We start from the raw sequence: 12,622 nt of genomic DNA, 5'->3' as shown, positions 1-12,622 counted from the left end.
GAGTGGCGGTAGGAGACGGGGCTGCGGGCATGAACTGTCTTTCGGATGAGAGGACGGGGCAGCACGCGCCCCGTCCGGCAGTGCGAGGGATCAGAAGTCGCAGGAAACCTCGTGCGCGGTTTCGTCGTAGCCGTCAAAGCCGGGGGTGCCAAAGCCGGGGGTCGGGGTGACGATGGTGGCGCCCTCGACCGGGGACACGCCGAACCATTTCTCGGACAGCCCCGCCATGGTGCCGTCGCTCTTCAGGCACTCCAGCACGGCGTCGATCTTGTCACGCGTCTCGACGTCGTCCTTGCGGAACGGAAAGGCCCAGACCAGGCCGGTGGGGTACTCGTAGCCAAGGTCGATGCGCGGGTTCTGCTTGGCGGCCCATGCCGACACGGTGGCACCGGCGAGGTTGGCGTCGGCGCGACCGGTCGTCACCGCCTCGACCGCGTCGGTGTTGGTGCCATAGGCCACGATCTCCCAGCCGTATTCCCCGGCCTTTTCGGTCAGGAAGCTTTCGTAGACCGAGCCCTTGTTGACCGCGATGGTTTTGCCCTTGAAGGCGTCAAGTCCTTCCATCGCGTCGCTCCCGGCGGGGATGGTGAAGGCAAAGTTGGTATCCATGAAACCTTCGGTGAACAGCAGGTTCGCGGCGCGCTCCTCGGTGACGGTGGTGGGCGCGACAAGGAAGTCGTAAGTGCCCGCCTGCAATGCCGGGATCAGACCCGAAAACTGTGCGGCGATCACCTCCATCGGGGTGCCGAGCTTTTCGCCGATGGCGGCGGCGAGATCGACGTTGAAGCCTTCGACCCCGCCCGACAGGCTGGGCATGGCGTGGGGCGCAAAGGTGCCGTCCAGCGCTACCTTGTAGCCCTCTGCCTGTGCAGGGCTGGTGGCGGGGACGGCAAGCGCGGCGAGCGCTGCGGAGAGAAAAAGGCCTTTGGATGTCATGGCGGGCTCCGTGTTGGTGGGTTTGTTTCTTGGCATCGGCAAGATGCGAGACGTGCCTTCTTAAAAGCCGTCGGGCCCGGCAAGGAACAATACAAATTATAATTATAATTGAACTATAATTATAAACAAAGGTTATAGTGTTGTCGTGGATCGCCGTCGCGCACGGCGCGGAGAGCCTGCGGCTTTTTCGCGCAAGAAATTGATTTCAAAGAATATATTTTCACGTCGCGTCATTTCGGGGACCGCCGCCAGGGCAGGCCGCAGGGCAAAGGCAGGGGGCGGCGATCTGTGCCCCTCCCCCCTTTACGCTGCCCATCGAATGAGCAATTTCAGAGCAACCGCGTGCCGACCGGACCTGTCAGCCGCGCTATCGTGTTCTCCAACCTGCCGGGACTCTGCCATGAATTCTCTCTTTCACCTCGCAATCAACGTCACCGACCTCGACGCGGCGCGCGCCTTCTACGGCACTGTTCTGGGCTGCGAGGAAGGCCGGTCGAGCGATACCTGGGTCGATTTCGACTTTTTCGGCCATCAGCTCTCGTTGCATCTGGGCGAGCCGTTCAAGACTACACGCACAGGCAGGGTCGGGGATCACATGGTGATGATGCCGCACATGGGCGCGGTGCTGCGGCTGGACGACTGGCTGGCGCTGGCAGACCGGCTTGCCGCGAAGGGCATCGCATTCGATATCCCGCCGGTGATCCGCTTTGCCGGAGAACCGGGCGAGCAGCGCACGATGTTCTTCTTTGATCCCTCGGACAACCCGATCGAGATCAAGGGCTTCAAGGATTTCGACGGGCTTTTCTCGGCCTGATCCTTCCCACATGTCGCGCGGCTGCAGGCGGATCGCGAGCATGCCCGGCACCGGGCTGCCGCCGTCCGCACCTGCTGCCCGCGCGCGCAGTCGGGAAGCGGACCGGGAATACCGGCCGGCGTTGCAGGCATCTCAAGCCCCGGGAAGCACGCCATCCAGCCTGCTGTTCCGACAGGGCTGTGCGGTATCAGGACAGCGCAGCGGCGCACCGGCAACCCATGCGCAGGGGGCAGGGGACTGCCAGTGGTGTCTGCTGCCCTTTCGCCGAAGCCATGGCCCCCGACGACAGTGCCGGTGTCAGGGGGTCACAGCGGCCAGACCAGGAGGATTGTCGGAACGGCAACGCAGACGACAAGGATCTCGAGCGGCAAACCCATACGCCAGTAGTCGCCAAACCTGTATCCGCCGGGCCCCAGAATCAGGGTGTTGTTCTTGTGTCCGATAGGCGTGAGAAAGGCGCAAGAGGCGGCCACCGCCACCGTCATCAGGTAGGTGTCCGGGTTCGTTCCGGTCGCGGTGGCGATTGACATGGAGATCGGCGCCGCGATCAACGTCGTCGCGACATTGTTCAGGAAATCCGACAGCGTCATCGTGACGATCATCAACGCGACCAGCGAGACCCATGCCGGGTAACCGTCGCTCAGGTTGACGATCTGGTTGGCGATGAGGTCCGCGCCGCCAAAATGCTCGAACGCCTCTGCCAGCGGGATCAGACTGGCCAGCAGGACAATGACCTTCCATTCCACCGAAGCATAGACCTCGCGTGCGCTGACCAGGCCCAGCACGACATAGGCGATAACGGCAGCGCCGAGCGCCACGGACAGGGCAACCAGCCCAAACACGGCCAGGGTGACCGCAAGCATGAACACCGCTATGGACAGGCCGGCTTTGCTGCGCTGGACAACTTCGGTCTGCCGTCCCTCGATCGGCAGCACACCCAGCCACTCGGTGGCCGCAGCGACGCGGTCCGGCGTGCCAAGAAGCAGCAGGACATCACCGGCCCGGACCGGGAGCAGGCGCACACGGTCCTGAAAGCTCCTGCCCCCGCGCGCGACTCCCAAGAGCGTTACCGAATGGCGTTGCAAGAGGTTCAGGCTGCGGGCGGTCCGCCCCTCTATGCGCGCGCCCTCCGGCACGATGGCCTCTGACAGGGTCAGGCCCGGTGCGACGACGCCGCCTTCGTGTTTTTCCGAGCCCGCGAAATCGAGACCTGTCAGCCCCATGAAGGATTCGATGGATTTCGGTTCTCCTTCGACGACGAGAAAGTCGCCGGCGCGCAACTCTTCCCGGGGCGCCAGACCGCGGATGCGCTTGCCCCGGCGGATCAGGCCCAGGATGTGGACATCGACATCATTCGCGCCGGGATACAGGTCCGCAACCACCATTCCCTCTTGCAGAGTCTGCTCGCCGATGCGGAGTTCGGCCACATATCGGCCCTGGATGACCTGTTTTTCCGTTTCCAGCAGCGAGGCCCGGGACGGCAGCAATCGCCAGCCCAGAAGCGAAACAAAGGCTATCCCCGCGACGGCAACGGCAATGCCGACGGGCGCAAAGTCGAACATCCCGAAGGGTGCGCCCAGCACGTCCTGGCGGTATTCCGAGATCACGATGTTGGGCGGTGTTCCGATCAGCGTGATCATGCCGCCAAGAATTGTCGCAAAGGACAGCGGCATCAGAGTCTGTCCGGCCCCGCGGCTGGCCTTTTTCGCGGCCTCGAGGTCAAGCGGCATCAAAAGCGCCAGGGCGGCGACGTTATTGATGATCGCGGACAGGCCGGCCGCCAAAGCTGCGACAACGGCGATATGCAGGGGCAGAGGTCGGTTCGGGTCAATCAACCGGGCGGCAATAAGCTCGACCGCACCGGAGGAAGACAGCCCCCGGCTGACGATCAGGACCAGCGCAATGATGGCGACGGCAGAGTGTCCGAACCCGGAAAAGACCTTCTCGGTCGGCACCAGGCCAAGCGTGGCCGCAATGATCAAAGCGCCGAAAGCGACAAGGTCATAGCGGATCCGACCCCAGACAAGCAGCGCAAACACCGCGCCCAGTAGAACAAAGATTTGGGTCAATTCAGTTTGCATCTCTGCACCTTAGCGGAGTTTCGGGCAGGCCGGTATCCCGTCTTTCACCAAGTGGTGTCTGGTGTGCGGCGGGACTGGCAGCCTGTCCGACACCGTTTCGGGGGCCCTGGAAAATCGCGGATGTGACAGCGTCCGGCTGCAATCGCCTCCGGTTCTGCGGCCCCGGCCAATAGCCTCAGGCGCAGCTGTGCCCGCGAGAGGGCAGACCGTGGAACCGCTGAGCCCGGCGGCCGGTCGTGTTGGGCGCAACCGGCTGACGACCGTCGCGCCCGAATCACGGTATGATCCGGCCCCGCCAGAAACAGCCCTGTCCGATACCGGACCCGCACCATATGCGTCAGGACAGGGCAGGGGGATCCGGGCCGCCTATGTGCCGCCCGTGTCGCCCGCCGTCACCTCGGCCTGAAAGCCGCGCTCGCGCTCTGGCCAGGTGCTCTTGATATACGCAAGCACCGCGGCGATCTCTTCGTCCGAGAGCAGTTCACCGAAAGCGGGCATGTCGCTGTCATAGCCGGGCAGGATCGCGCCCAGCCCATGCTTGGTGATGGTAAAGAGCTGACGGTCGGCGTGGTGCCAGGTGTGCCCGTCTGCGTCATGGGGCGGAGCCGGCATGCGGCCATTGTCCAGCCGTCGCCGCCAGTCGGGTTGGCCCTCGAGCTCGATGCCGTGGCAGGAGGCACAGCTTTCCGCGTAAAGTGCGTTGCCCCGCGCGATCGTCTCGACGTCGACCGGGGCGCCGAGGAATGTGATCTCCGCAGACTGCGCGTTGCCACCGGCGGCCCAGGCCGTCAATGCCGTGACCGTCACGGCGGCGACGAGGGTTGCAGGCAATACCGTCCTCATGCCGGCCTCCGCAGATACTTGACCAAAGACAGCGCGCTCAGAACCAGTACCGAGAGGACCAGGAGCAGCAGCAAGCCGCCGAGACCCATCATCCCGGCCATCATCGGCCCGCCCATCATCTCCATCATCGGACAGTCACTCATCGGCATAAACGGAAATCCCGTCCTCCCCGAAGGCATAGGTTTTGAGCGTGCCGCTCTTGCCCGCCATGCCCGGCGCGTTTTGCGGCATACCGGGCAGGGTGATGCCGGTGATCTTTGGCCGCTCGGTGGTCAGGCGCTGGATGATGTCCGCCGGCACGAGGCCGCTGACATAGTAGCCGTCGATTTCGGCGAGATGGCAGCCAAGCCCTTGCTCCGGAACGCCCACTTCAATGGAGCGCTTGTCGAAGTCGCGGTCGTCTATTCGGGTGACATGGTAGCCTTCTTTTTCCATGTACTCGGCATAGGCGTCGCAGCAGCCGCAGGATGGATCACGCCAGATGGTCATCTGGCGGTCAGCGGGAAAGACCGCGTCGCCGACTGGCGCGTCGGGTTCGCCGGCGGCCATGCCGAGGGTGGCAAAGCCGATCAGGCCCGCCGCGGCGAGAGCGGTCATCGACCGGAAGGTCAGTGTCTTGGTCATGTCATGTCTCCTTGAAAAAGTTCGGAATGGTCCAGGTCGCGCCACCATCGCGGCTGACGGACAGACCGTCCGCTCGGGCGGCAACGAGGTGCCGGGGATCGGCGGGATCGACGGCGAGAGGTTCGGCGGCGCCCCCGGAGGCGCGCGACCAGTTGACGCCCGCATCGGATGAGACCCAAAGGCCGCTGGCGAGTCCGGCATAAAGCTGGTCCGGTGCCTCTGGCGCCAGGGCCAGCGCGGTGATCGCCTGCCCTTTCGGCAAGCCGTTGGCGGGCGCGGGCACCTGCCCGGAGGCGAGCGCCTCCATGGCGTCCCCCGCGGTGACATCCTGCCAGCGGCAGAAGCAATCGGGCACCCGGGTCAGCCCCGCGGCCGTGCCGGCATAGAGCCATATGCCGCCCATACCGCTGGGGGTCGCAACCGAGACCATGCTCAGCACATCGTGTTCGGCACCGTCGAGATAGGGCCGGTCCATGACGAACGCCCAGCTTTTTCCTGCGTCCTCGCTGCGGTAGAGGCCGTCGCCTGCGGCGGCGGCATAGAGCGTGTCGGGGTTCCCCGCCGCAACGCTCAGCGCGAGGATCCGGGCGGACCCATGGCCGTCACCGGCGTCCTCCCAGCTTTGGCCGCCATCGAGGCTGCGGCGCAGGCCGCCGCGTTGCAGGGCGGCATGCAGCGTGCCGGGACGTGCCGGGTGACTGGCAAGCGCGGTGATGGCTTCGGTCTGTGGCTGCCGCTCGGCGCCGGTTGCGGAGATGTGCCAGAGCGCATCCTGTGTCGAGACGACAATCGCGTCGCTGTCAAAGGTGAGGGCGAGGATACGGTCCACGGCAGATGCGGCGACCGAGGCATGGGGAAGGACCAGCGCGGTTCCAAGCGCAGCGGATGCGCTGGTCAGAAGGCGCCGGCGCGAGAGATTGCGCGGAGGGTGGTGTGACATCTATGAGTTTTCCTAAGGTGACGGGGTCCGTTGAACGCAGTCCGGCCACCGGGTGGCAGATACTGCGGGACCGGGCCGTCACCTTTCGGTGCGGCCGGTCAGATCAGGACCGTGCCTCGCGGCGGGTGCGGCTCCGAGCCGGGATCGAGTCCCGTTCGCCCCATATCTCCCGGAAGGGTCAGACGCAGGCTGCGCAGGGTGACGGCCGCGACGATTTCTGCGGCCACTGCCGTCGAGAGAACCGGCGCGGTGCAGTCGATGTCGCAGACCACCTCGGGCCCGTCCGGTGCGCAGGCAGGACATGCATCACTGTCGCCAGAGGCAATCGAAAGCCGTGCCTCCGCCATCTCTGCGGACATTTTCGCAGCCGCCAGATCATGCAGCAGTATGCCGCCCAGAAGAGCAAGCGCGCAGCAGACCGAGACAAGGCGAAAAAACCCGAGCATCCATCGCAGATAGGTCAAACACACGCTTCTGTCGATTGGCTTCGCCTGCGGTGGCAGTCACAAAACCATGAGGTCGCCGGGACAGGCGGGTCCGCGTGCGCAAAGTTCTGCCAGGGTGCAGGTGCTGTGGCGGGGGACCGAACTTGGCCCTGCAAGACCCGAGCAGGGTGTTGCCGGGGAACCGATCAGGCCATACGGCGGTTGCACCTCCGTCTGGCATCCAACCGCGCATGCCGACTTGCGGCGGTGGCCGTGGAATGCAACCGTGTCACAAATAACGAAAAACCGGAGTACGCGCGATATGATCAGACCCAAGGCTTTACTCGCAGCGCCGCTGCTCCTCCTGGTGCTTGCCGGATGTGAACCACTGCCTGCCACGGGTGGAGCAACTCCTCTCAGCCCCACCCCATCGCCAGCCGGCCCCGACCAAGCGCCTGCTCGACCCGCCCCGCTGTCTGTGCGCCTCTCCTCTGTGCCAGAGTCGGTCTCGTCCATCGCCGCGCCCTATCAGGATCTCTCCACGGCGCGGGTCCGGGCCGAAGACGGCTGTTACTGGTACACCCATCGCGGGCCGGTCGAGACCACCGAACTGCCGCTGCGCACCGACAACGGTAGCCCGATCTGCACCGCGCCGGCCAGCTGAGCGAAGACGGCGTTACAGCGTTCCGCCATCGGGCGGATACAGGTAAGCGGTGACGCCGGTGTCGACCTGATCGTACAGCGCGTTGATATGCGGCATCACCATGCGCACACATCCCGAACTGGCCCGCGTCCCGATAGAGCGCGGGGCGGGCGTGCCGTGGATGCGAAGATAGGTGTCGCGGTTGCCGACGTACAGATACAGAGCCCGCGATCCCAGTGCATTCTCCGGACCGGGGGGCATGCCCTCTTCCCATCGGGCGTATTTCCCGGGTTCCCGCTCGATCATTGCATCTGTGGGGGTCCATCGCGGCCACTTTGTCTTGCGCTTGATCGTGTAGACGCCGGGTTCGTACAGCCCGTCACGCCCGATTGCCACGCCGTAGCGCATGGCCGATCCGTCGTCCTGGATGTGATAGAGGTAGCGCGCGACCGCATCCACATGAACATCGCCTGGTGTCAGGTCTGAATTGGCGCTCACCCGCACCGGCAGAAAACGCGGATGCAACCCCCATGGATTGCTGGTTCCCAGATCAAACTGCGCAGGAGTGACCTGCGCATCCCAGGTGTCCCAGTCGTTGGGGGCAGCAAAGGCGGGCCGGACAAACGCCGGCGCGGCCAGCGCGGTGAGAGCAGCCATCATGTGCCGTCTTGTGAACATGCGATCCCTTTCGAATTTACCGGCCCGTGTCCGGAACTGCCCCTTGGCAGAGCCCGAAGCGTGGCCTCGTGTTCATAGAACCGCCAAACCCGAGAATTGTTCAAACGCAATCGACCCCGGTCACGCGATTTTTAGATGAAGTGGCGTTCCCCGGACTGCGCGCAGGGCCCGGCACGATCAAGAGTGCCCGGGACCGGAGTGCGACATGCGGCCTCTGACCGGGAGACGGCAAATAGACGTCGAGACCAGGCAGCCGGTCACCGCGTCGGACCGCCCCGGACATGCAGCCGCCCCCCGTGGTGGAAGTGGGGGGCGGCACGTCAGAACGCAGTTGGCCGTGAGTGATGGAGAAACGGGCGACTGTTTTTCGGCCGTCCGCCGCTGTTATACCAGCGTCCCTTTGTGGACCGTTCCGCAACTGCCGGGTCTGACATTCGATTTCACGAACTGTGTTGCACACTAAACCAAATTTACGGGGTCGGCGCGGGCGCAGATGTATGGCGGACTTGTTCCGAAGAATACCGCGGCATGTTTTTCCCTGACCAGCCACGCGCCGGTCGGAACCACCGTCCTGCCCCAGCCATGACAGGGGTTATTGCAGGACGCGTCTGGAGAGGGCGGCGTGCGTTGAGTGCCAGGCTGCAGGAACCCGTTTGGCGAGGTCATGCGCCGTCTTCACATCGTCTTCTTTGCAGGCCGTTTCGATGTCCTTGAGCAACACGTGCAGGCGGTGCGCACCGAACATGCCGCACATCCCCGCCAGCTCGTGCGAGCGGGATTGCAGATCCTGTGCCGTTTGTGCGGCGACAAGCGCGGGAAGATCCTGTTCGACCCGCAGCGACAAAGTCGCGATCCGCTCGGCAATCTTGTCGCGGCCCAACAGGTCCAGCAGTTCCGCAACCTGGGCTTCGTTCAGGATGCTTTGCCGATATGTGTCGTCGATCGCCAGAACATCGGCCGATGGTTGCGTCGCCGCGTGGAGCCGCGGGGCAAAGCCTGCGAGCGTCGCACCAAGGGCTTTTGAATCCAGTGGTTTCTGCAGGAATCCCGACATGCCCACGGCTTTGAATTCTGCCTGCTCGTCGGGCAGCGCATGAGCGGTGACTGCGATGACCGGCGTGGAACTGTTCGGCCCGGCGCCAGCAAGAATCGCCTGAGTCGCCTGAATCCCGTTCATCCCGGGCATGGAGATGTCCATGAGAATGGCATCGAAGGATGTCTCCATTGCGAGATCGACCGCCTCTTGCCCACCGGCTGCAAGCGTGACGTCGTGGCCCAGCCGCCGAAGCATTGCCTTGAGCAGGTCGCGGTTGATTTCATTGTCATCCACAACCAGAAGCCGCAGCGGAGTCTGGTTGGGGTACGCGGTACGGGTGGATGTCCGGGCAGGCATGTTGCTCGGGGTCGCCAGAGTGACCGGCAGGGAGACCGTGAAACGCGCGCCCTCTCCTGGCACGGACTCGCAGCGGATTTCGCCGCTCAGGCTCTGAACCACACGCCGGACGATGCCGAGCCCCAGCCCGGTCCCCCCGGTGCGACGCTCATACCGGCTGTCAAGCGACACAAAATCCTCGAAGATACGGTCGATATCCTCTTCGAAAATGCCGGGGCCGTCGTCGATGACCTCCAGGTGCAGGACAGCTGTCTTGCCCTTTGACTGCTGGTAATAGGTGCGCAGGGTGACCTCGCCATCCGGACTGAACTTGATGGCATTGCTCAGCAAGTTCACCAGAATTTGTTGTATCGCGCGCGGATCGGTCAGGATCGGGCGATCGTGCAGCCCGCCCTGGTCCAGTTGCAGCCGGACGCTGGCCGACTTCGCGAGGGGTTCCATCGTGTCAATCAGCCCGGAGGTCAGGGAAGCGACATCACAGGGTTGCAACTGCTGGCTGTCCATTCCCGCCTCGCTGCGCTCGATGGCAAGGACATCGTTGATGTGGCTCAGAAGAATATCCCCGGACGTCAGCGCCGCGCCCAGGTATTGTTGCTGCTCTGCATCAAGGCGACCGTCATCCAGCAGGTGGATGGCGGACAACACGCCGTTCAGCGGTGTGCGCATTTCGTGGCTCATCATCGCGAAGAAACGGGATTTTTCACCGTAGGCGGCCAGGGCGGCGTCACGCGCCTGAACAATTTCCTGTTCTTTCTGGCGCTTGTCCGTGATGTCGCGGATATACGTGACAAAAATCGGACCTTCCTCAGAGCGGGCCAGCGAAACCGAAAGCTCGACGGGAAAGATGCGGCCGTTGTGATCGACCATTTCAAGTTCCTGTCGCCCTGCGTCCGCCACCTGCGTGATGCCGGTTGACCGGAACTTGGCAAGCATGCCGTTATATTTTTCCCGCAGGTGTTCGGGCAGCAAGAGCGTGATGAAGTCCTGGCCCAGCGCCGCATCGCGCGGAATGGCAAATATGGTTTCGGCCGACCCGTTGAAGTCGCGTATCGCGCCCCTGTCGTCGATGACAACCACGGCATCCAGCGAGGCACGCAGCGTGGTCTCGAGTCGCAGGTGGTTTTCTTCGGCCTCTCGGGTCGCCCGGTTCAAAGTGATGGCTTGACGCGACAGCCGGATCGTCGCGCCAATCAAAGCAGCCGTGACCAGAAGGACAATCACAAACAGGTTTTCCATCAGATGGACGATCTGATGACGCTCCGACTGTGCGGAGTTGGCGGAAATCGCGATCGACGCAAGGGCGATCTCTCGGGGGGATCCCTTGATATCATCCAGGGCGCGTTGCAGGCCATCCAAACCGTTGAACAGCGTGGTGTCGTCACTGTCGATCAGCGGAATCTGGGTATCGACAACGCTGCGCAATTTGCTGACTTCAGGGATGAAATCTCCGGCTTCCTGAAGCCGGTCCACGATGTCGATCCGGCTGTAGAAGATGTCGAACCGCTTGCGCAGATTCTCGAGCTCTGCACTGTTTCCCGACCGCGCCTGTTCAAGAGCGCGGTCGAGTTTGAGGAATTCGATCTCAAGCTGAGAATACGCCCATTCCGCGTGGTCCTGCTGCGAACTGTCAAGCGAGCCGATCCTGTTCCAGACGGTAAAGGCAATGTAGCTTCCAACGAGGATTCCGGCGAACAGCGCCAGAACAAGCATGTGCCTGCCCCATTTGGTCCGCCGGGCTGAAAGCGCGGGATATGTCATGGATGATCCTGAATGCGGAGCTTATTCAATCGATATCCTGTCCAGTTGCCAGATGGACCGGCTATAGATGATTTCATTCTGGTACTTAATATCGCTGTCATATGGATAGACAATCCAGAGCGGGCCCTTGTCCCGGCGCGACATCGTTTCGCCATTGGTCAGATAGGCGATGATCGGCCCGTCGGCGGTGGCGTCGGACATCGGGATCGTGACCGAATAGTCGTTGATCGCGGTCGCTTGGATCGTGCCTTCGGCCACTTCGATTGCGTTCATCAAGGCCAGCAACGAAACGCCCTCGAAGGTTTGTGAGCCGGTTGTCCAGATCGTTGTGGTTTCGAACGATGTGACCGGCAGCGCCTTTAGCTGCTCAAGACTGTATTCATGGCGGGTGTCCCCCACTGACACCTCGAGGACAGTGTCCTGAGCAAGTGCGGCGGTGGCGAACGTTGCGCCGCAGATCAGCGCAGAAAGCATTTTGAACATCTGTTGTTTGAACATATTGGCGTTTCCTTTTCCTTCACCCACAAACTATCCATAAGGCACAGCCTGTCACCGAACGAGTGAGGATAAGGTTAGGACACCTATACCAAGGGATAGGAGCGGGAAATGCCGCATACGCGGGCCGTGTGCGGGCAATATACGGTGTTCAAAAAAGGGAGTCCGCGCTACCTGTAATGCCACATTGGTAAACGGTGGCAGGAAAGGACTCTTGATGACCTTGCGAATTTTGATAGCGGACGATCACGACATGGTGCGAGAAACCATCGCTATGTTTCTGGACGCGGATGGTGAGACCGAAACCGTCGCAGCATGCAATCTGCAGGAAGCTTTGGCGAAAATCGCATCTGGCGGGCCGTTCGATCTGGTGCTTCTCGACTATACGATGCCCGGAATGAAGGGGCTGGACGGATTGAAGACAGTGCTGGATGCCAATGACGGAAAACCGGTCGGCCTGATATCGGGCACGGCGACGCGGCTTATCGCGGAACAGGCATTGAGCATGGGGGCGATCGGATTTCTGCCCAAGACTCTGCCGGCCAAGTCACTGGTCAACGCCGTCCGGTTCATGGCTGCGGGGGAAATCTACGCTCCGGTCAATTTCATGTCGGGCAAGGACGATCCGGAGGAAACCGATTTCGAAAAGGACCTCTCTGAGCGGGAGAGGCAGGTACTCAGGGGCCTGATGGGGGCAAAATCCAACAAGGAGATCGCCCGCGACCTTGAGTTACAGGAGGTCACGATCAAATTGCACGTCAAGACGTTGTGCCGCAAACTGGATGCCCGCAACCGCACGGACGCCGCGATGATTGCCCGCGGCGCCGGCTTTATCTGACCCTCTGCGGGGAAGCGTCTGCCCGGCGTAAAGTCCGCCGAGGGATGTCATCGTTGCACAGGCCCGAATTGTGCGGACCGATTTATCTGGCCGAATGATCTGGCGCTTCCCGGTTGCAGCGGGTCGGCTGCCCGGCCACCGCGATCTGCCGTCA

13 protein-coding genes are annotated in these 12,622 nt (G+C 62.8%); 3 read left to right on the top strand and 10 right to left on the bottom strand.

The annotated features are described in order from the left end of the window. Positions 1 to 90 precede the first annotated feature (90 nt). Positions 91 to 936 (bottom strand): transporter substrate-binding domain-containing protein, encoded by an 846-nt coding sequence (locus FOY53_RS04555; protein WP_146586191.1) that lies wholly within the window; start codon positions 934 to 936, stop codon positions 91 to 93. 400 nt (positions 937 to 1,336) lie between these two features. Here FOY53_RS04555 and FOY53_RS04550 point away from each other — a divergent pair, with 400 nt between their 5' ends. Further along, positions 1,337 to 1,750 carry a VOC family protein gene (locus tag FOY53_RS04550; protein WP_146586188.1) on the top strand — a complete coding sequence of 138 codons (414 nt, stop codon included), beginning with the start codon at positions 1,337 to 1,339 and terminating at the stop codon, positions 1,748 to 1,750. Between the two features lie 305 nt (positions 1,751 to 2,055). On the opposite strand, the gene FOY53_RS04545 is transcribed toward FOY53_RS04550, so the two are convergent. From FOY53_RS04545 to FOY53_RS04525, 6 genes are all read right to left on the bottom strand, one after another. Further along, on the bottom strand, positions 2,056 to 3,831 hold the full coding sequence (locus FOY53_RS04545) for an SLC13 family permease (protein ID WP_146586186.1): 1,776 nt from the start codon (positions 3,829 to 3,831) through the stop codon (positions 2,056 to 2,058). Positions 3,832 to 4,197: 366 nt separating this feature from the next. Then, positions 4,198 to 4,674, bottom strand: a complete 477-nt coding sequence (locus FOY53_RS04540) for a c-type cytochrome (RefSeq protein ID WP_146586184.1) — start codon at positions 4,672 to 4,674, stop codon at positions 4,198 to 4,200. Beyond that, the gene (locus tag FOY53_RS23400) at positions 4,671 to 4,817 is read right to left on the bottom strand and encodes a hypothetical protein (RefSeq protein WP_222435221.1); all 147 of its coding nucleotides are present in this window, start codon (positions 4,815 to 4,817) and stop codon (positions 4,671 to 4,673) included. The genes FOY53_RS04540 and FOY53_RS23400 overlap by 4 nt, the downstream gene beginning before the upstream one ends. After that, complete coding sequence (locus FOY53_RS04535; RefSeq protein WP_146586182.1) at positions 4,810 to 5,298, bottom strand: DUF411 domain-containing protein; 489 nt, start codon at positions 5,296 to 5,298, stop codon at positions 4,810 to 4,812. Before FOY53_RS04535 ends, FOY53_RS23400 begins: the two co-directional genes overlap by 8 nt. Position 5,299: 1 nt before the next feature. Continuing rightward, the gene (locus tag FOY53_RS04530; RefSeq protein ID WP_186766509.1) at positions 5,300 to 6,238 is read right to left on the bottom strand and encodes a WD40/YVTN/BNR-like repeat-containing protein; all 939 of its coding nucleotides are present in this window, start codon (positions 6,236 to 6,238) and stop codon (positions 5,300 to 5,302) included. 98 nt (positions 6,239 to 6,336) lie between these two features. Continuing rightward, entirely contained in the window at positions 6,337 to 6,684 is a 348-nt protein-coding gene (locus tag FOY53_RS04525; RefSeq protein ID WP_146586180.1) for a hypothetical protein, read from the bottom strand. A 301-nt stretch (positions 6,685 to 6,985) separates the two neighbouring features. Here FOY53_RS04525 and FOY53_RS24185 point away from each other — a divergent pair, with 301 nt between their 5' ends. Continuing rightward, positions 6,986 to 7,327: a hypothetical protein gene (locus FOY53_RS24185; protein ID WP_439332536.1), complete on the top strand. Its 342-nt coding sequence runs from the start codon at positions 6,986 to 6,988 to the stop codon at positions 7,325 to 7,327. Between the two features lie 12 nt (positions 7,328 to 7,339). Here the strand turns inward: FOY53_RS24185 and FOY53_RS04515 are convergent, their stop codons facing one another. The 3 genes from FOY53_RS04515 to FOY53_RS04505 form a co-directional block, all read right to left on the bottom strand. Next, entirely contained in the window at positions 7,340 to 7,984 is a 645-nt protein-coding gene (locus FOY53_RS04515) for a L,D-transpeptidase (RefSeq protein ID WP_146586176.1), read from the bottom strand. Between the two features lie 592 nt (positions 7,985 to 8,576). Then, positions 8,577 to 11,135, bottom strand: a complete 2,559-nt coding sequence (locus FOY53_RS04510) for a hybrid sensor histidine kinase/response regulator (RefSeq protein WP_146586174.1) — start codon at positions 11,133 to 11,135, stop codon at positions 8,577 to 8,579. Positions 11,136 to 11,156: 21 nt separating this feature from the next. After that, on the bottom strand, positions 11,157 to 11,618 hold the full coding sequence (locus tag FOY53_RS04505) for a putative pterin-binding protein (RefSeq protein ID WP_146586648.1): 462 nt from the start codon (positions 11,616 to 11,618) through the stop codon (positions 11,157 to 11,159). 229 nt (positions 11,619 to 11,847) lie between these two features. On the opposite strand from FOY53_RS04505, the gene FOY53_RS04500 reads away from it, so the two are divergent. Beyond that, complete coding sequence (locus tag FOY53_RS04500; RefSeq protein WP_146586172.1) at positions 11,848 to 12,468, top strand: response regulator transcription factor; 621 nt, start codon at positions 11,848 to 11,850, stop codon at positions 12,466 to 12,468. The last annotated feature ends 154 nt before the right edge of the window (positions 12,469 to 12,622 follow it).

It is taken from the genome of Puniceibacterium confluentis (assembly GCF_007923445.1).
GTDB classification, from domain to species: domain Bacteria; phylum Pseudomonadota; class Alphaproteobacteria; order Rhodobacterales; family Rhodobacteraceae; genus Puniceibacterium; species Puniceibacterium confluentis.
Note: the sequence above shows the minus strand (reverse complement) of the source record. Positions and strands in the feature narration are given on the sequence as shown.